Annotated in this window: 17 protein-coding genes; 6 read left to right on the top strand and 11 right to left on the bottom strand. The window is 71.2% G+C overall.

Translation table 11 applies throughout. The annotated features are described in order from the left end of the window. Window positions 1-3: 3 nt before the first annotated feature. From OG194_RS35115 to OG194_RS35095, 5 genes are read left to right on the top strand one after another with little or no spacing between them, the layout of a single operon-like run. The gene (locus tag OG194_RS35115; RefSeq protein WP_327404788.1) at window positions 4-1,188 is read left to right on the top strand and encodes an ADP-ribosylglycohydrolase family protein; all 1,185 of its coding nucleotides are present in this window, start codon (window positions 4-6) and stop codon (window positions 1,186-1,188) included. Further along, window positions 1,176-2,540, top strand: a complete 1,365-nt coding sequence (locus OG194_RS35110) for an ADP-ribosylglycohydrolase family protein (protein WP_327404787.1) — start codon at window positions 1,176-1,178, stop codon at window positions 2,538-2,540. The genes OG194_RS35115 and OG194_RS35110 overlap by 13 nt, the downstream gene beginning before the upstream one ends. Further along, window positions 2,537-3,433, top strand: coding sequence for a ribokinase (gene rbsK, locus OG194_RS35105; RefSeq protein ID WP_327404786.1), 897 nt, complete (start codon window positions 2,537-2,539; stop codon window positions 3,431-3,433). The genes OG194_RS35110 and rbsK overlap by 4 nt, the downstream gene beginning before the upstream one ends. After that, window positions 3,430-4,632: a CaiB/BaiF CoA transferase family protein gene (locus OG194_RS35100; protein WP_327404785.1), complete on the top strand. Its 1,203-nt coding sequence runs from the start codon at window positions 3,430-3,432 to the stop codon at window positions 4,630-4,632. Before rbsK ends, OG194_RS35100 begins: the two co-directional genes overlap by 4 nt. Next, complete coding sequence (locus OG194_RS35095) at window positions 4,629-5,441, top strand: HpcH/HpaI aldolase/citrate lyase family protein (protein ID WP_327404784.1); 813 nt, start codon at window positions 4,629-4,631, stop codon at window positions 5,439-5,441. The genes OG194_RS35100 and OG194_RS35095 overlap by 4 nt, the downstream gene beginning before the upstream one ends. Before the next feature lie 57 nt (window positions 5,442-5,498). On the opposite strand, the gene lgt is transcribed toward OG194_RS35095, so the two are convergent. The 11 genes from lgt to hisI form a co-directional block, all read right to left on the bottom strand. Further along, window positions 5,499-6,473, bottom strand: a complete 975-nt coding sequence (gene lgt / locus OG194_RS35090; RefSeq protein ID WP_327404783.1) for a prolipoprotein diacylglyceryl transferase — start codon at window positions 6,471-6,473, stop codon at window positions 5,499-5,501. Window positions 6,474-6,576: 103 nt separating this feature from the next. Next, window positions 6,577-7,356: a DsbA family protein gene (locus OG194_RS35085; RefSeq protein ID WP_327404782.1), complete on the bottom strand. Its 780-nt coding sequence runs from the start codon at window positions 7,354-7,356 to the stop codon at window positions 6,577-6,579. Window positions 7,357-7,467: 111 nt separating this feature from the next. After that, on the bottom strand, window positions 7,468-8,283 hold the full coding sequence (gene trpA / locus OG194_RS35080) for a tryptophan synthase subunit alpha (RefSeq protein WP_327404781.1): 816 nt from the start codon (window positions 8,281-8,283) through the stop codon (window positions 7,468-7,470). Then, entirely contained in the window at window positions 8,280-9,569 is a 1,290-nt protein-coding gene (gene trpB / locus OG194_RS35075; RefSeq protein ID WP_327404780.1) for a tryptophan synthase subunit beta, read from the bottom strand. Before trpB ends, trpA begins: the two co-directional genes overlap by 4 nt. Before the next feature lie 104 nt (window positions 9,570-9,673). Continuing rightward, window positions 9,674-9,841: a tryptophan biosynthesis modulator TrpM gene (gene trpM / locus OG194_RS47740; protein ID WP_399120547.1), complete on the bottom strand. Its 168-nt coding sequence runs from the start codon at window positions 9,839-9,841 to the stop codon at window positions 9,674-9,676. Between the two features lie 21 nt (window positions 9,842-9,862). Beyond that, a complete protein-coding gene (gene trpC / locus OG194_RS35070) occupies window positions 9,863-10,672 on the bottom strand; it encodes an indole-3-glycerol phosphate synthase TrpC (protein ID WP_327404779.1) in 810 nt (269 codons plus the stop codon). Window positions 10,673-10,798: 126 nt separating this feature from the next. After that, complete coding sequence (locus tag OG194_RS35065) at window positions 10,799-11,266, bottom strand: DUF2752 domain-containing protein (RefSeq protein WP_327404778.1); 468 nt, start codon at window positions 11,264-11,266, stop codon at window positions 10,799-10,801. A 106-nt stretch (window positions 11,267-11,372) separates the two neighbouring features. After that, window positions 11,373-11,621: an HGxxPAAW family protein gene (locus OG194_RS35060; RefSeq protein WP_327404777.1), complete on the bottom strand. Its 249-nt coding sequence runs from the start codon at window positions 11,619-11,621 to the stop codon at window positions 11,373-11,375. Window positions 11,622-11,852: 231 nt separating this feature from the next. After that, window positions 11,853-12,497: a TIGR02234 family membrane protein gene (locus OG194_RS35055; RefSeq protein WP_327404776.1), complete on the bottom strand. Its 645-nt coding sequence runs from the start codon at window positions 12,495-12,497 to the stop codon at window positions 11,853-11,855. A gap of 52 nt (window positions 12,498-12,549) precedes the next feature. Then, window positions 12,550-14,028: an anthranilate synthase component I gene (locus tag OG194_RS35050; protein WP_327404775.1), complete on the bottom strand. Its 1,479-nt coding sequence runs from the start codon at window positions 14,026-14,028 to the stop codon at window positions 12,550-12,552. 11 nt (window positions 14,029-14,039) lie between these two features. Continuing rightward, window positions 14,040-14,435 (bottom strand): phosphoribosyl-AMP cyclohydrolase, encoded by a 396-nt coding sequence (gene hisI / locus OG194_RS35045; protein ID WP_327404774.1) that lies wholly within the window; start codon window positions 14,433-14,435, stop codon window positions 14,040-14,042. A 139-nt stretch (window positions 14,436-14,574) separates the two neighbouring features. Here hisI and OG194_RS35040 point away from each other — a divergent pair, with 139 nt between their 5' ends. Then, complete coding sequence (locus OG194_RS35040) at window positions 14,575-15,210, top strand: TIGR03085 family metal-binding protein (protein ID WP_327404773.1); 636 nt, start codon at window positions 14,575-14,577, stop codon at window positions 15,208-15,210. Window positions 15,211-15,231: the final 21 nt, after the last annotated feature.

The raw sequence follows: 15,231 nt of genomic DNA, 5'->3' as shown, positions 1-15,231 counted from the left end.
TGCATGCCACCCAAAGAACTCAAAGAACCTAAAGAGCTGGAAACCAGCCTCGACGAAAGGATCACCGGAGCCCTGGTGGGCGCCGCCGTCGGCGACGCCCTCGGCGGCCCCGTGGAGGGCTACTCCCCCGAGCAGATCCTCGAACGCCACGCCGGCCGCGTCCACGGCATCGTCGGCCCCTGGAACGGCGAAGCCTGGCGCACCGCCCGCCCCATCGCCCCGTACCACAAGGGCGACGGCCACGTCACCGACGACACCTTGATGACCCACGCTCTCGTACGGGTCTACGCCCAGGTCCGCGACCACCTCGACGCCTACTCCGTCGCCGACCACCTCGTCCCGGACCTGATGCGAACCCCGCGCTGGATCCCGGAGTTGGAGGCGGAAGCCATCCCCCTCCACCGCATCTTCCTCGCCGAGAAATGGCTCGCGACCCGCCTGCACTACGGCCACATCGACCCCCGCGAAGCCGGCGTCGGCAACATCGTCAACTGCGGTGCCGCGATGTACATGGCCCCGGTCGGCCTGGTCAACGCGGCCCATCCGGCGGCCGCTTACGCCGAGGCTCTCGACATCGCGGGCGCCCACCAGTCGTCGTACGGCCGAGAGGCGGCCGGCGTCTTCGCCGCAGCCGTATCGGCAGCCTGCGTCCCGGGCGCCACCCCAGACTCGGTCGTGGCCGCCTGCCTCGCCCTGGCAAAAGACGGCACCCGCACCGCCATCGAGCGGGTCTGCGAAGTGGCCGCCCGCTACTCGGACTTCGAGTCGGCCCTGGTCCCCCTGCGGGAGGCGATCGCGCCGTACGACACGGTCGGCCCCGACTACCGCGCCCCCTCCCTCGACGCCCGCCGCCCTTCCCGCACCAAGGCGATCGAGGAACTCCCGGTCGCCCTGGGCATGTTGGTGGTCTCCGGCGGCGACTACCGCCACGCGGTGCTGGGTTCGGTGAACTACGGCCGGGACTGCGACTCGATCGCGACGATGGCCGGCGCGGTGGCCGGCGCCCTCGGCTCCACGGTCCCGCAGGACTGGTCGAAGACGGTCGCGGAAGCCAGCCGCCTGGACCTCTGGGAACCGGCCGCGACCCTCACCGCCGTCACCCGCGAGCTCTTCGAACGCGACGTCCTCCGACGCCGGGCCCACGAGGCCGCGTTCACCGAGATCGGAGGACTGCGGTGCTCCGACTGACCTGGGTCCAGCCGGAGGACCTGCTCGGCCACGAACTGCGCCAGGCCGCCCAGGACGGACGCGAACCGTCCGCGATCGCGGCACGCTGGCGAGCGGCGGGCGGTACGGAAGCCCCGGAACGGGCAGGCGCGTCGGACCGACCCCCCACCCGCTACCTCCGGTTGCTCGCCGAGGACCTGCTCGACGAACTGGCCGACCTACCGAGCAGGTTGGCGGACCATGAACCCACCGACCTGGCACGCATCAAATCCCTCTGCCCCAACTGGCCCACCCCACAAGCCACTTCACCGCATCTCCCACCCCGTCCGGCCCGCCTCCAGGCCGCCTGGCTGGGCCGCGCCGTCGGCTGCCTCCTCGGCAAACCCGTCGAGAAGATCAGCCTCGACGGCATCCGCCAACTCGCCCGAGCCACCGGCAACTGGCCCCTCAACTCCTACTTCACCGCCCGTGGCGTCCCCGCCGAACTCCTCGCCACCCACCCCTGGAACCGCCGCTCCGCCCCCACCTCCCTGGCCGAGAACATCGACGGCATGCCCGAGGACGACGACCTCAACTACCCCCTGTTGAACCTCCTGTTGCTACAGCGCCACGGCAAGGACTTCACCACCGCCGACGTGGCGAAGCTCTGGCTCGACGAACTCCCCGCAGGCCGCACCTTCACCGCCGAACGCATCGCCTACCGCAACCTCCTCACCGGCCTGGAACCCCCGCGAACGGCCCGCCACCGCAACCCGTTCCGCGAATGGATCGGCGCCCTGATCCGCGCCGACGTGCACGGCTGGACCAACCCCGGAAACCCCGGCGCGGCAGCCGAACAGGCCCACCGCGACGCCACGTTGACCCACACCGCGAACGGCGTCTACGCGGCGATGTTCACGGCGGCCGTCATCGCCACCGCGACCACCGGCACCCACGACGTCCACACCTGCCTGCGCACCGGACTCACGGTCGTCCCGCCCGACTCCCGCCTCGCCAAAGCGATTCACCACGCCCTCCAACTGGCCCGAAAACAGCGGGACTTCGACACGATCGTGGACGAACTCCACGCCACCTACTCCCCCACCCACCACTGGGTCCACGCGATCCCCAACACCGCCCTGATCGCCGCCGCCCTCACCCACGCTGACGGCGACTTCACCGGCTCCATCTGCCGTGCGGTGTCCGGGGGTTGGGACACCGACTCCAACGGCGCGACGGTCGGCAGCATCGCCGCCCTTCTCTCGGACTCCGCGCTCCCCGACCGCTGGACGACCCCGCTCAAGAACCGACTCGCCACCTCCGTAGGCGACTTCAACGGCATCGGCTTCGACACTCTCGCCCGGCTCACCCATCAGGAGACCGCCCGCCCATGACCCACATCGCCGTGCTCGGCAGCACGAACATGGATCTCGTCGCCTACGTCGCGAAGGCCCCGCAGCGCGGAGAGACCGTGACGGGACGGGAGTTCCGCACGATCCCCGGCGGCAAGGGCGCCAACCAGGCCATCGCCGCGGCCCACGCGGGCGCGACGGACGTCACGATCGTCGGCGCGGTCGGCAACGACGCCTACGGCGCCCAACTCCGCGCCACCTTCGAACACTCCGGTGTCGACACCGACCATCTGCGCACCGTCGAGGGCCCGTCCGGCACCGCGCACATCGTCGTGGACGACGAGGGCGGCAACGCGATCGTCGTGATCCCCGCCGCCAACGGCACCGTCGACCACCTCGCCCCCGGCGACGAGGCCACCATCGCCACGGCCGACGCCCTGCTCCTCCAGTTGGAGATCCCGCTCGCCGCGGTGATCGCGGGCGCGGAGGCGGCCCGCCGCCACGGCGTCCGGACGATCCTCACGCCCTCGCCCGCCCAACCCCTACCCGCCGAACTCCTGGCCGCCGTAGACCTGTTGGTCCCCAACGAGCACGAGGCCACCGCCCTCACCGGCCGCACCGACCCGCGCGAGGCGGCGGCGGCCCTGCTCGACCAGGTGCCCGAGGTGATCGTCACTCTCGGTGCGGCGGGCAGCCTGTACGCGGCCCGGGGCGCCGAGCCGTTCACCGTGTCCGCGCCTCAGGTGACCGCCGTGGACTCGACCGGCGCGGGCGACACCTTCGTCGGCGCGCTGGCGGTGGCGCTCGCCGAGGACCGCCCGATGCGGGACGCGCTGGCCTGGGCGGCAGCGGCTGCGGCGCTGTCCGTGCAGCGGCCGGGGGCGACGGCGTCGATGCCGTTCCGCGCGGAGATCGAGAAGCAGTACGCCTCATGACCGAGACGCCGACCACAACTCCCCTGTCAGGCCTGCGCGTTCTCGATCTCGCGACGCTCTTCGCCGGCCCCCTCGCCGCCACCATGCTCGGCGACTTCGGTGCCGAGGTCATCAAGGTCGAGCACCCGACCAGGCCCGACCCGTCCCGGGGCCACGGCCCCTCGAAGGACGGCATCGGCCTGTGGTGGAAACTCCTCGGCCGCAACAAGCGGGCGATCACCCTCGACCTGTCGAAACCGGGCGGGCGCGCCACCCTGCTCCGGCTCGCCGCGACCGCCGACGTGATCATCGAGAACTTCCGCCCCGGCACCCTGGAGAAATGGGACCTCGGCTGGGCCGAACTCTCCGCGGCCAACCCGCAGTTGGTGCTCGCCCGGGTCACCGCGTTCGGCCAGTTCGGGCCCTACGCGCACCGCCCCGGTTTCGGCACCCTCGCCGAGGCGATGAGCGGTTTCGCCGCGATCACCGGCGAACCGGACGCGCCCCCGACCCTCCCGCCGTTCGGCCTCGCGGACTCGATCGCGGGCCTGGCGACGGCGTACGCCGTGATGACAGCGCTGGCCGCCCGCGACCGCACCGGCGAGGGCCAGGTCGTCGACATGGCGATCATCGAACCGATCCTCACCGCACTGGGCCCGCAGCCCCTCTGGTACGACCAGCTCGGCCACGTCCAGCCACGCACCGGCAACCGCTCGCAGAACAACGCCCCGCGCAACACCTACCGTACGGCGGACGGCAGTTGGGTCGCCGTCTCCACCTCGGCCCAGTCGATCGCCGAGCGCGTGATGCGCCTGGTCGGCCGCCCGGAACTGATCGACGAACCGTGGTTCGCGACGGGCGCCGAACGGGCCCGGCACGCCGACGTCCTGGACGCGGCGGTCGGCGACTGGATCGCGCAGCGCACCCGCACCGAGGTGCTGGCCGCGTTCGAGAAGGCGGAGGCGGCGGTCGCCCCCATCCAGGACGTACGGGATGTCATGACGGACCCGCAGTACCAGGCCCTCGACACGATCACCACCGTCGACGACCCCGAACTCGGCCCCCTCCGCATGCAGAACGTCCTCTTCCGCCTCTCCGCGACCCCCGGCGCGATCCGCTGGACCGGCCGCCCCCACGGCGCCGACACGGACCCTGTCCTCACCGAACTCGGCCTGACCGAAACCGAGTTGACCACCCTCCGCCAGGAGGGCGCCCTGTGACCCCGCACCCCCTGACCTGGCTCTACGTCCCCGGCGACCGCCCTCCGATCGTCGCCAAGGCCCTCACCGCCGGCGCGGACGTGGTCGTCGTGGACCTGGAGGACGCGGTGGCCCCGGACCGCAAGGACTACGCCCGCGCGGCCACGGCGGAGCTTCTCTCGGAGCCCCAACTCAACGTCCACGTACGCGTGAACGCCCTCGACACCCCCTGGGCCGCCGACGATCTCCGCACGCTCACACCCCTCCCGGGCGTGTCCGGCCTACGGCTCCCGAAGGTGACGTCCGCGGAGGACGTCGTAGCCGTAGCGGAAAGGGCCCGCGACCTCCCCCTGTACGCCCTCCTGGAGACGGCCCTCGGGATCGAGCGCGCCTTCGCGATCGCCGCCGCGCACTCCTCCGTGCACGGCATCGCGCTCGGCGAGGCGGATCTACGGGCCGACCTGGGCGTACGCGACGACGCCGGCCTGGACTGGTCCCGCTCGCGGGTGATCGTCGCCGCCCGGGCCGCTGGCCTGGCCCCGCCGCCCCAGTCCGTCCACCCGGACATCCGCGACCTGGAGGGCCTGGCGGCCTCCTGCGCGCACGGCCGCGCCCTGGGTTTCCTGGGTCGCGCGGCGATCCACCCCCGTCAACTCCCGGTCATCGAGAGCGCGTTCCTCCCGACGGACGAGGAGATCGAACAGGCCGAGACGATCATCAAGGCCGCCATGCAGGAGGAGGGTGCCCAGGCACTGCCCGACGGCCGGTTCATCGACGCGGCGGTGGTGGCGGCGGCGCAGCGAACGCTCACGTTGGCGCGCCGCACCTGAACACGATGAGGGCGCCCCGTCAGCGACAGGGCGCCCTCATCGTCGTAGAACCGGCCGTCAGCCCTTCTTCGCCGACTCGGCCTCGTCTTTCTTCATGTCCACTTCGTTCTCCACGTCCGCTTCCTTGGCGTCCGCGTCTTCCTTCGGCTCGTCTTCCGCGGTCGCCGCGCTGTCGTCACCGTCGGTGTCGCCGCCGGAGGCGTCCGCGTCCGTCTCCGTGTCCGGTTCGACAATCTCCTCGCGGCCCGGGCGCTTCTTCGCCGAGATCACGAAGTACGTCACCGCGAGCAGGAAGACGATCATCGCGGTCCAGTCGTTCAACCGCAGGCCCAGGAAGTGGTGGGCGTCGTCGACGCGCATGTACTCGATCCAGCCGCGGCCCACGCAGTACGAGGCGACGTACAGCGCGAACGCCCGGCCGTGGCCCAGCTTGAAGCGGCGGTCGGCCCAGATGACGAGGAAGCCGACACCGACGCACCACAACGACTCGTACAGGAAGGTCGGGTGGTAGTAGCCGGGGACGCGGCCGTCCGTCGAGGACGTGATGTGCAGCGCCCAGGGGAGGTGCGTCTCGCGGCCGTACAGCTCCTGGTTGAACCAGTTGCCCCAGCGGCCGATGGCCTGGGCGAAGGCGATGCCGGGGGCGAGGGCGTCGGCCCAGGCGGGCAGCGGGATGCCACGGCGGCGGCAGCCGATCCACGCGCCCACGGCGCCGAGCGCGATCGCGCCCCAGATGCCGAGGCCGCCCTGCCACACCTTGAAGGCGTCCACCCAGTCACGGCCCTCGCTGAAGTACAGCTCGTAGTCCGTGATCACGTGGTAGAGGCGACCGCCGACGAGGCCGAACGGCACGGCCCAGACAGCGATGTCGGCCACCGTCCCGACCTTGCCGCCGCGGGCGACCCAGCGTTTGTTGCCGAGCCAGACGGCGACGAAGACGCCGATGATGATGCAGAACGCGTAACCGCGCAGCGGAATGGGGCCGAGGTGGATGACCCCGCGCGACGGGCTGGGAATGTAGGCAAGTTCCATGGCAGGGTCGACGCTACCGTGCCGGACCGCGACCACGGCAAGCGGCCCGGCTACGGCTCCATAACGGGCCGGTATGAAAACCGGCCCGCCCGCTTACCCCTCGCTACCCCTTGTTCGCCGCCTGGACCAGCTGCTTCAGCTTCGCCGGGGTCATCGTCTGGTCCGCGTAGATGTTCTTGCCGCCGAAGAGGACGGTCGGGGTGCCGGTGAATCCGCCGGCCTGGAACGCGGCGGCCGACTTCGTGACCCAGCTGTCGTGCGTACCGCTGTTGACGCACTTCTGGAAGGCGGGCGTGTCGAGACCCTTCACCTTGCCCGCCAGCTCGATCAGCTTGGCGTTGCTCGCGTAGGCGTCGTCCGTCTCCTTGGGCTGGTTCTCGTACAGCACGTCGTGGAAGTCGCGGAACATTCCGGCGTCCTGGGCGCAGGCCGCCGCGTTGGCCGCGCGCTTGGAGCCGGTGCCGCCGAGGTTGCCGTCGATGATCGTGACCAGGTGGTACTGCACCTTGAGCTGCCCGGAGTCCGTCAGCTCGTGGAGTGTGGAGCGGTACGCCGTCTCGAAGGCCTGGCAGGCCGGGCAGCGGAAGTCCTCCCACACCGTGAGCGTCTGTTTGGCGCTGTCCTTGCCGACCTGGATCGCCAGGCTGTCCTTGCCGGTCGCCCCGGAGGGCGCCACGACCGGGCCCGCCTTGCTGCTGCCGCTGTCGTCCTTGCCGTGGTTCGCGGCGAGGACGCCGCCCACCGTCGCCAGACCCAGCACGCAGACGACGCTGGCGGCCACGATCAGCGTGCGCCGCCGCCTCTCCGCGGTCTTCTGCTTCTCACGCTCGACCGCCAGCCGCTCGCGGGCGGTGCGCTTTCCGTCACGGTTCTTCTCGCTCACACCCGCAGAACGAACCGGGGAGGCGCAGCGCGCCTCCCCGGTCCCAGGTCCACTCATACGAGGGACCAGTTGTTCTGTTATTCCGGTTGCTCCGTGACGCCCGGCGCTCTGCTACGCCTGTCCGCGCACGCCCTTCGCGAGGTCGCCCGCGAGCACGCGGACCGCCTCTACGCCGGCCGCGTCGTCCGGCGCGTCCAGCATCCCCTTGACGAAGGCCGAGCCGACGATCACGCCGTCCGCGAAGCGGGCCACCTCGGCGGCCTGCTGGGCGTTCGAGACACCGAGTCCGACGCACACGGGCGTGTCGGTGGTGGCCCGGGTGCGTTCGACGAGGTCCTGCGCCTGCGCGCCCACGGACGCGCGGGTGCCGGTGACGCCCATCAGGGAAGCGGCGTAGACGAAGCCGGTGCCGACCTTGGTGATCTCGGCGAGGCGGGCGTCCTTGCTGCTGGGCGCGACCACGAAGACCGTGGCGAGCCCGTGCTTCTCGGCGTGCTCCCTCCAGAGCCCCGCTTCCTGCACGGGCAGGTCGGGCAGGATGCACCCGGCGCCGCCAGCCTCGGCCAGCTCGGCGGTGAAGCGCTCGACTCCGTAGCGGTCGATCGGATTCCAGTACGTCATGACGAGTACGGGCTTGCCGGTCGCCGCGTGAGTCTCGCGGACCGTGCGCATGACGTCGGCGATCTTGACGCCGCCGCGCAGGGCGATGTCGTCGGCGGTCTGGATGACGGGACCGTCGAGGACGGGGTCGCTGTGCGGCAGGCCCACCTCGACGATGTCCGCGCCGCCGTCGAAGGCCGCCTTGATCGCCTCGATACCGCCGTCCACGGTCGGGAACCCGGCCGGGAGATAGGCGATGAGCGCGGCGCGCCCTTCGGCCTTGGCGGCGGCGAGGGTGTCGGACAGCAGCTGAATGTTCCCGCTCACTTGGCGTCCCCCTCGATCTCCGCGACGTCGGCCGCGTTCGCCGCGACTTCGGCATCGGCACTGGTGTCGTACAGGCCGAAGTACCGCGCGGCCGTGTCCATGTCCTTGTCGCCGCGCCCGGACAGGTTGACGACGATCAGCCCGTCCTTGCCCAGCTCCTTGCCGACCTCCAGCGCACCCGCCAAGGCGTGGGCGCTCTCAATCGCCGGGATGATGCCCTCCGTACGCGACAGCAGGCGCAGGGCCTGCATCGCCGCGTCGTCGGTGATAGCGCGGTACTCGCCGCGTCCGCTGTCCTTGAGGTAGGAGTGCTCGGGGCCGATGCCCGGGTAGTCCAGTCCGGCCGAGATCGAGTACGGCTCGGTGATCTGGCCCTCCTCGTCCTGGAGGACGTAGGACCGCGAACCGTGCAGGATGCCGGGCTCGCCCGCGGTCAGCGTCGCCGCGTGCTCGCCCGTCTCCACGCCGTGTCCGGCGGGCTCGCAGCCGATGAGGCGTACGTCCGCGTCGGGGATGAAGGCGTGGAAGAGGCCGATGGCGTTCGAACCGCCGCCGACGCACGCGATCGCCGCGTCGGGGAGGCGTCCGGCGCGCTCCAGGATCTGGCGGCGGGCCTCGACGCCGATCACGCGGTGGAAGTCGCGGACCATGGCCGGGAAGGGGTGCGGGCCGGCGACCGTACCGAAGAGGTAGTGCGTGCGGTCGACGTTGGCGACCCAGTCGCGGAACGCCTCGTTGATCGCGTCCTTGAGGGTGCGGCTGCCGGACTTCACGGCGATGACCTCGGCGCCGAGCATGCGCATCCGGGCCACGTTCAGCGCCTGGCGCTGGGTGTCGATCTCGCCCATGTAGATGGTGCATTCGAGGCCGAACAGCGCGCAGGCGGTGGCGGTCGCGACGCCGTGCTGGCCGGCGCCGGTCTCCGCGATGACCCTGGTCTTGCCCATGCGCTTGGTGAGCAGGGCCTGGCCGAGGACGTTGTTGATCTTGTGCGAACCGGTGTGGTTCAGGTCCTCGCGCTTGAGGAAGATCCTCGCGCCACCCGCGTGCTCCGCGAAGCGGGGTACCTCGGTGAACGCGCTCGGCCTGCCGGTGTAGTTGAGGAGAAGGTCGTCCAGCTCTCGGGCGAACTCGGGGTCGTGCTTGGCCTTGTCGTACTCGACGGCCACCTCGTCCACGGCGGCGACGAGGGCCTCCGGGATGAATTTGCCGCCGAAGGCGCCGAAGTAGCCCTCGGCGCTGGGGATTTGACCGTCGGGGTCTGGGATGAAGAACTCGCTGGGCATGCGGAAACCTCACGGTGAGTTTGGGAAATACCTAATCGCCGTGGGGGCAGGGACCATTGTTGAGTACCGGCCGGATGTGGCTGGTCGCGCAGTTCCCCGCGCCCCTAAAGGGCGCGCTGCCATCGACGGCCGTTTACCTGCCCAGGTTCGTCTCCGATGACGTAACGCACCCTGCGGCCGTGCACCCTGCGGGCCGGGGCACGGCAACCCCTCGGACGGCAGCCGCGCGCGAGGCGGGCGTGCCGGTCCATGGGTGTCAGGGTGAGTGTCATCGGGGGCAGCCTAGCGGGTGATCAGCTACGGCCGTGGCGGAGTGCGGGGTGCTCGCCCGCCGCCACCAGATCCGAGACCGCCGACTTCGGGTCGCGGCCGGTGACCAGGGACTCGCCCACCAGGACCGCGTCGGCGCCCGCGTTGGCGTAGGCGATGAGGTCGTGGGGGCCGCGGACGCCGGACTCGGCGATCTTGACGATGTGGGCCGGGATCTCGGGGGCGACGCGCTCGAAGGTGCCGCGGTCGACCTCAAGATTCTTGAGGTTGCGGGCGTTGACGCCGATGATCTTGGCGCCGGCGTCGACCGCGCGGTCGACCTCGTCCTCGTCGTGGACCTCGACGATCGGCGTGAGACCGATCGACTCGGCGCGCTCGATGAGGGACTCCAGGGCCGGCTGGTCCAGGGCCGCGACGATCAGCAGGGCGAGGTCGGCGCCGTAGGCCCGGGCCTCCCAGAGCTGGTACGACGTGACGATGAAGTCCTTGCGGAGGACCGGGATGTCCACCCGCGCGCGGACGGCCTCCAGGTCGGCCAGCGAACCGCCGAAGCGGCGCTGTTCGGTGAGGACGGAGATGACGGCGGCGCCGCCCGCCTCGTAGTCGGCGGCGAGGCCCGCCGGGTCGGCGATCGCGGCCAGCGCGCCCTTGGAGGGGCTGGAGCGCTTGACCTCGCAGATGACCTTGACGCCGTCGCCGCGCAGGGCGGCGACACCGTCCTTGGCCGCGGGAGCCTTCGCCGCGCGCTCCTTGAGCTCGTCGAGGCTGACGCGCGCCTGCCGTTCCGCCAGGTCGGCACGGACTCCGTCGATGATCTCGTCGAGCACACTCACGCGAGCGGCCCCCTTCCGGACGGTGGAAAAGCCATGGTCACATCTGACCTCGATGGTATCCGGAGGAAGGCGTAGCCCTCGCATCCGGTTGACGCCGGTCCCACTACCTGGACATGTGTCGGTTGATCAAGGGTGTAGCCAGCCACCGAACGGCAGGTTCCGGACAACCGTGAAGACCAGCACCAACGCGCCCAGACCCCACAGCTGGACCCTGCCGAGTTCGATCCGCGCGGGCCGGCCGCGCGCCGCACGGACCACCCAGACGGTCCATACGACCATGAAGGCCAGATAGCCCACTACGGCGATCGCGTTGTCCTGGAGCGCGGCCAGGAAGTCCCCGTGGATGAACTCGTGCGCGCTGCGCAGGCCGCCGCAGCCGGGGCAGTACAGGCCGGTGAAGCGGTACAGGGGGCAGACGGGGTAGTGGCCGGGCTGGTTCGGGTCGACGGTGCCTACGTAGGCGAAGGCCCCGGCGACGGTCGCGAGGACGGCGGCGGGCACGGCGACGCGGTTCAGCACGGAGGCGGTACCTGGGGCGGTACCGGGGGTGTGCGTCTTCGGCATGCTCTGGCTGTCGGCGTTCACGTCTCGCATTGTGCCCCCTGGCCCTTTCGTGCGGCACGCGCGCGTGAGGGGCGGTTCCCGGTGCTCCCGGGACCGCCCCTCCACGAAGTGGTGGCTGACAGCTACTGCCTACGGCTCAGCTGTCGGCGTGCGCCGTCTTGCCGAGCAACTCGGTCAGGTCCTGGGGACGGTCCTTGGGCATGCCCATTCCCATCGCGCTCATGACCCAGCCGACGATGCCGCCGACGACCGCGAGCCCCATTCCGGCCCAGAAGCCGATCGGCTGCGCCATGACCATGAACGCGCCGCCGACCAGGAAACCGATGAAGATGATGGTGGTACCGGTCCAGGCGGCCAAAGTGTGACCGTGGCTGTTGCCCGCCATGACGTGCTCCTCGTTGCCGTGTACGTGTGTGAGCAGACGCTCACGCCTCATTGTTCCGCACGCGCGCGGAAGCGATGCTTCGGGGTGGCCCCGTGTCTGCTGCGGTGCAGGAGCGCCCCCGAAGGGGCGCGGGGCTGTGCCGATCTGCGGCTCCGCCGCGTGGGCGCGACCAGCCACGACGACGCCGCACCCGACGGACAACGGACGCTTCCTCCCTCACCCAGCGGAGCGCTACGCGCCGGTGGGGTCCTCACCCCGGTCCAGAGCCTTCCAGATGTCCTCAGGACGATCGGGGTCCACCACAGGAGCCCGCCGGGGGCGAGGCGTGCCGTTGCGTTCGTAGCGGCCCGACATCGCGGGCCAACGGCGGCCGTAGAGGAGGGCGAGCAGGCCGGCCAGCAGGATCAGGCCGCCGCCCACCGCGGCGACGTAGGGCCAGGCGGTGTGGTCGAAGGCGTGGACGACGGACGAGGTGTCGCCGGAGGCCTGCGCGGCCTTGTCGTCGAGCGCGGAGCTGTCGGTGGCGCCGAGGAGCGCCGCGGCGACGATGCCCGCGCCGGAGAGCGCGAGGAGGGCGGAGACCGCGAAGCGGCCCGCCCTGCGGACGGCGAAGACGGCGACGAGTGCGGCGAGGCCCACTATGGCGAGCGCCGCGGGCACGCCCGTGACGTCGCTGCCCTTGACGGACAGCGGGAACGCGTCGCCGGCCACCGTCGCGGTCCCCATCGACCAACGCTGACGGGTGGCCAGCAGCGCCACGGCCGCGCCGAGCGCACCGCTCAGCAGGGCCACGGCAAGGCTGCGGCGGCCGGCGCGCGCGGCGGGGCCTTCGCCTTCGGAACGGGGGTGAGGAACAGCAGCAGTCACGTGCTCCACTATCGCTCGAACCCCGGGCGAACCGTCACCCGGGGTTCATATGACCCTCGTCCTATTGCCCGAGCCGGTTCGCCGTGTGCACGGCGCGGAGGACCGCCGCCGCCTTGTTGCGGCACTCCTGGTCCTCCATCTCGGGGTCCGAGTCGGCGACGATGCCGGCGCCCGCCTGGACGTAGGCGGTGCCGTCGCGGAGCAGGGCCGTACGGATGGCGATGGCGGTGTCGGAGTCGCCCGCGAAGTCGAGGTAGCCGACACAGCCGCCGTACAACCCCCTTCTGGACGGCTCCAGTTCGTCGATGATCTGCATCGCGCGGGGCTTGGGCGCGCCCGAGAGGGTGCCGGCCGGGAAGCAGGCCGTGAGGACGTCGAAGGCGGTACGGCCGGGTGCCACGCGGCCGGTCACCGTCGAGACGATGTGCATCACGTGGGAGTACCGCTCGACGGACATGAAGTCGACGACCTCGACCGAGCCGGGCTCGCAGACCCTGCCCAAATCGTTACGCCCGAGGTCGACCAGCATGAGGTGTTCGGCGCGCTCCTTGGGGTCGGCGAGGAGTTCGTCGGCGAGGGCCTGGTCCTCCTGCGGGGTCGCGCCGCGGTGCCGGGTGCCGGCGATCGGGTGGACCATCGCACGGCCGTCCTCGACCTTGACGAGGGCCTCCGGGGAGGAGCCGACGACGTCGAAGCCGTCGAAGCGGAACAGGTACATGTACGGCGACGGGTTGGTCGCCCGCAGCACCCGGTACACGTCCAACGCGCTTGCCGTGCACGGTGTTTCGAAGCGCTGCGAGGGGACGACCTGGAAGGCCTCGCCCGCGCGGATGCGCTCCTTGATGTCCTCGACGGCCTCCTTGAAGTCGGGGCCGCCCCACAGCGCGGTGTACTCCGGGAGCTCGGAGGGCGGGAGCTGGGCGGGCGGCTGGGCCACCGCGCGGGAGAGGTCCGCCTCCATGGTGTCGAGGCGGGCGATCGCGTCCGCGTAGGCCTCGTCGACGCCGGTGTCGAGGTCGTTGTGGTTGATCGCGTTGGCGATCAGCAGGACCGAGCCCTCCCAGTGGTCCATCACGGCGAGGTCGCTGGTGAGGAGCATGGTCAGCTCGGGGAGTTTGAGGTCGTCGCGCTCGCCGGGGCCGATCTTCTCCAGGCGGCGGACGATGTCGTAGCCGAGATAGCCGACCATGCCGCCGGTGAAGGGCGGCAGGCCCTCCTGGTGGGGCGTGTGCAGGGTCTCGATGGTCGCGCGCAGGGCGGCGAGCGGGTCGCCGTCGGCCGGGACGCCCACGGGCGGGGTGCCGAGCCAGTGGGCCTGCCCGTCGCGGGCGGTGAGGGTGGCGGCGCTGCGGACGCCGACGAACGAGTACCGGGACCAGGAGCGGCCGTTCTCCGCGGACTCCAGGAGGAAGGTGCCGGGGCGCTCCGCGGCGAGTTTGCGGTAGAGCGCGACCGGGGTGTCGCCGTCGGCGAGGAGCTTGCGGGTGACCGGGATGACGCGACGGTCGGTGGCCAGCTTGCGGAACGTCTCAAGGTCCATGGCGGCTGACCCTACTTTTCCACGGGGGCGGCACTGGAATCAGCGCCGTCCTTGAGGAGCACGTCCGCGTCGAAGCAGGTGCGGGCGCCGGTGTGGCAGGCCGCGCCGACCTGGTCGACCTTCACGAGGACCGTGTCGGCGTCGCAGTCCAGGGCGACGGACTTCACGTGCTGGAAGTGGCCGGAGGTGTCGCCCTTCACCCAGTACTCCTGGCGGCTGCGGGACCAGTACGTGCAGCGGCCCGTCGTCAGGGTGCGATGCAGCGCCTCGTCGTCCATCCAGCCGAGCATGAGCACCTCACCGGTGTCGTACTGCTGGGCGATCGCGGGGACGAGCCCGTCGGCGCTGCGCTTGAGGCGGGCGGCGATATCGGGATCGAGGCTGCTGGGCTGGGGCGTGCTGGTCATGAGGCCATTGTGCCGCGCTCCACTGACAGTCCCGGCCCGGCGTCCATCTGATGGGAAGCAGTGGCGCGAAGCGCCTCGTTGAGGGGCGGTGGCCGGGAGACGGGTGGGCGGACCCTCCCCGCGGTCGTAGGCTGACGGTATGTCGACCTTCGCCAAGCGTGAACGACTTCTTCTCGCCGATCTCCTGGAGACCGCGGGCCCGGACGCCCCGACTCTCTGCGAGGGGTGGCGGACCCGCGACCTCGCCGCGCACGTCGTGGTGCGCGAGCGCCGCGCCGATGCCGCCGGCGGCATCATGATCAAGCAGCTCGCGCCGCGACTGGAGCGGGTGATGACGGAGTTCGCGGCGAAGCCGTACGAGGAGCTGATCCAGCTCATCCGTACAGGCCCGCCGCGCTTCTCGCCGTTCCAGCTCAAGCAGCTCGACGAGGCGTCCAACACGGTCGAGTTCTACGTCCACACGGAGGACGTACGGCGGGCACAGCCGGAGTGGACGCCGCGCGAGCTGGACCCGGTGTTCCAGGACGCCCTGTGGTCGCGGCTGGAGCGTATGGCCCGGCTGATGGGCCGTAGCGCGCCGACCGGGCTGGTGCTGCGCCGCCCGGACGGGCAGACGGCGGTCGCCCACAAGGGGGCGCCGGTCGTGACGGTGACCGGTGAGCCCTCGGAGCTGCTGCTGTTCGCGCACGGGCGGCAGAGCGTGGCCAAGGTGGAGCTGGACGGCGACGAGAACGCGATCGCCAAGCTCCAGGAGGCCAAGCAGCTGGGGATCTGAGCCCGCGGTTGCCAACAGGCC

The organism is Streptomyces sp. NBC_01288, assembly GCF_035982055.1.
Taxonomy (GTDB): Bacteria; Actinomycetota; Actinomycetes; order Streptomycetales; family Streptomycetaceae; genus Streptomyces.
This window is presented reverse-complemented; position numbering and strand designations above follow the sequence as displayed.

Excerpts from the sequence above, each read along its gene's own strand:
- trpB (WP_327404780.1), bottom strand. The coding sequence starts at position 9,569 with ATGCCCAGCGAGTTCTTCATCCCAGACCCCGACGGTCAAATCCCCAGC.
- rbsK (WP_327404786.1), top strand. The coding sequence starts at position 2,537 with ATGACCCACATCGCCGTGCTCGGCAGCACGAACATGGATCTCGTCGCC.
- OG194_RS35050 (WP_327404775.1), bottom strand. The coding sequence starts at position 14,028 with ATGGACCTTGAGACGTTCCGCAAGCTGGCCACCGACCGTCGCGTCATC.
- OG194_RS35040 (WP_327404773.1), top strand. The coding sequence starts at position 14,575 with ATGTCGACCTTCGCCAAGCGTGAACGACTTCTTCTCGCCGATCTCCTG.
- hisI (WP_327404774.1), bottom strand. The coding sequence starts at position 14,435 with ATGACCAGCACGCCCCAGCCCAGCAGCCTCGATCCCGATATCGCCGCC.
- OG194_RS35065 (WP_327404778.1), bottom strand. The coding sequence starts at position 11,266 with ATGCGAGACGTGAACGCCGACAGCCAGAGCATGCCGAAGACGCACACC.
- trpM (WP_399120547.1), bottom strand. The coding sequence starts at position 9,841 with ATGACACTCACCCTGACACCCATGGACCGGCACGCCCGCCTCGCGCGC.
- lgt (WP_327404783.1), bottom strand. The coding sequence starts at position 6,473 with ATGGAACTTGCCTACATTCCCAGCCCGTCGCGCGGGGTCATCCACCTC.
- OG194_RS35115 (WP_327404788.1), top strand. The coding sequence starts at position 4 with ATGCCACCCAAAGAACTCAAAGAACCTAAAGAGCTGGAAACCAGCCTC.
- OG194_RS35100 (WP_327404785.1), top strand. The coding sequence starts at position 3,430 with ATGACCGAGACGCCGACCACAACTCCCCTGTCAGGCCTGCGCGTTCTC.
- OG194_RS35060 (WP_327404777.1), bottom strand. The coding sequence starts at position 11,621 with ATGGCGGGCAACAGCCACGGTCACACTTTGGCCGCCTGGACCGGTACC.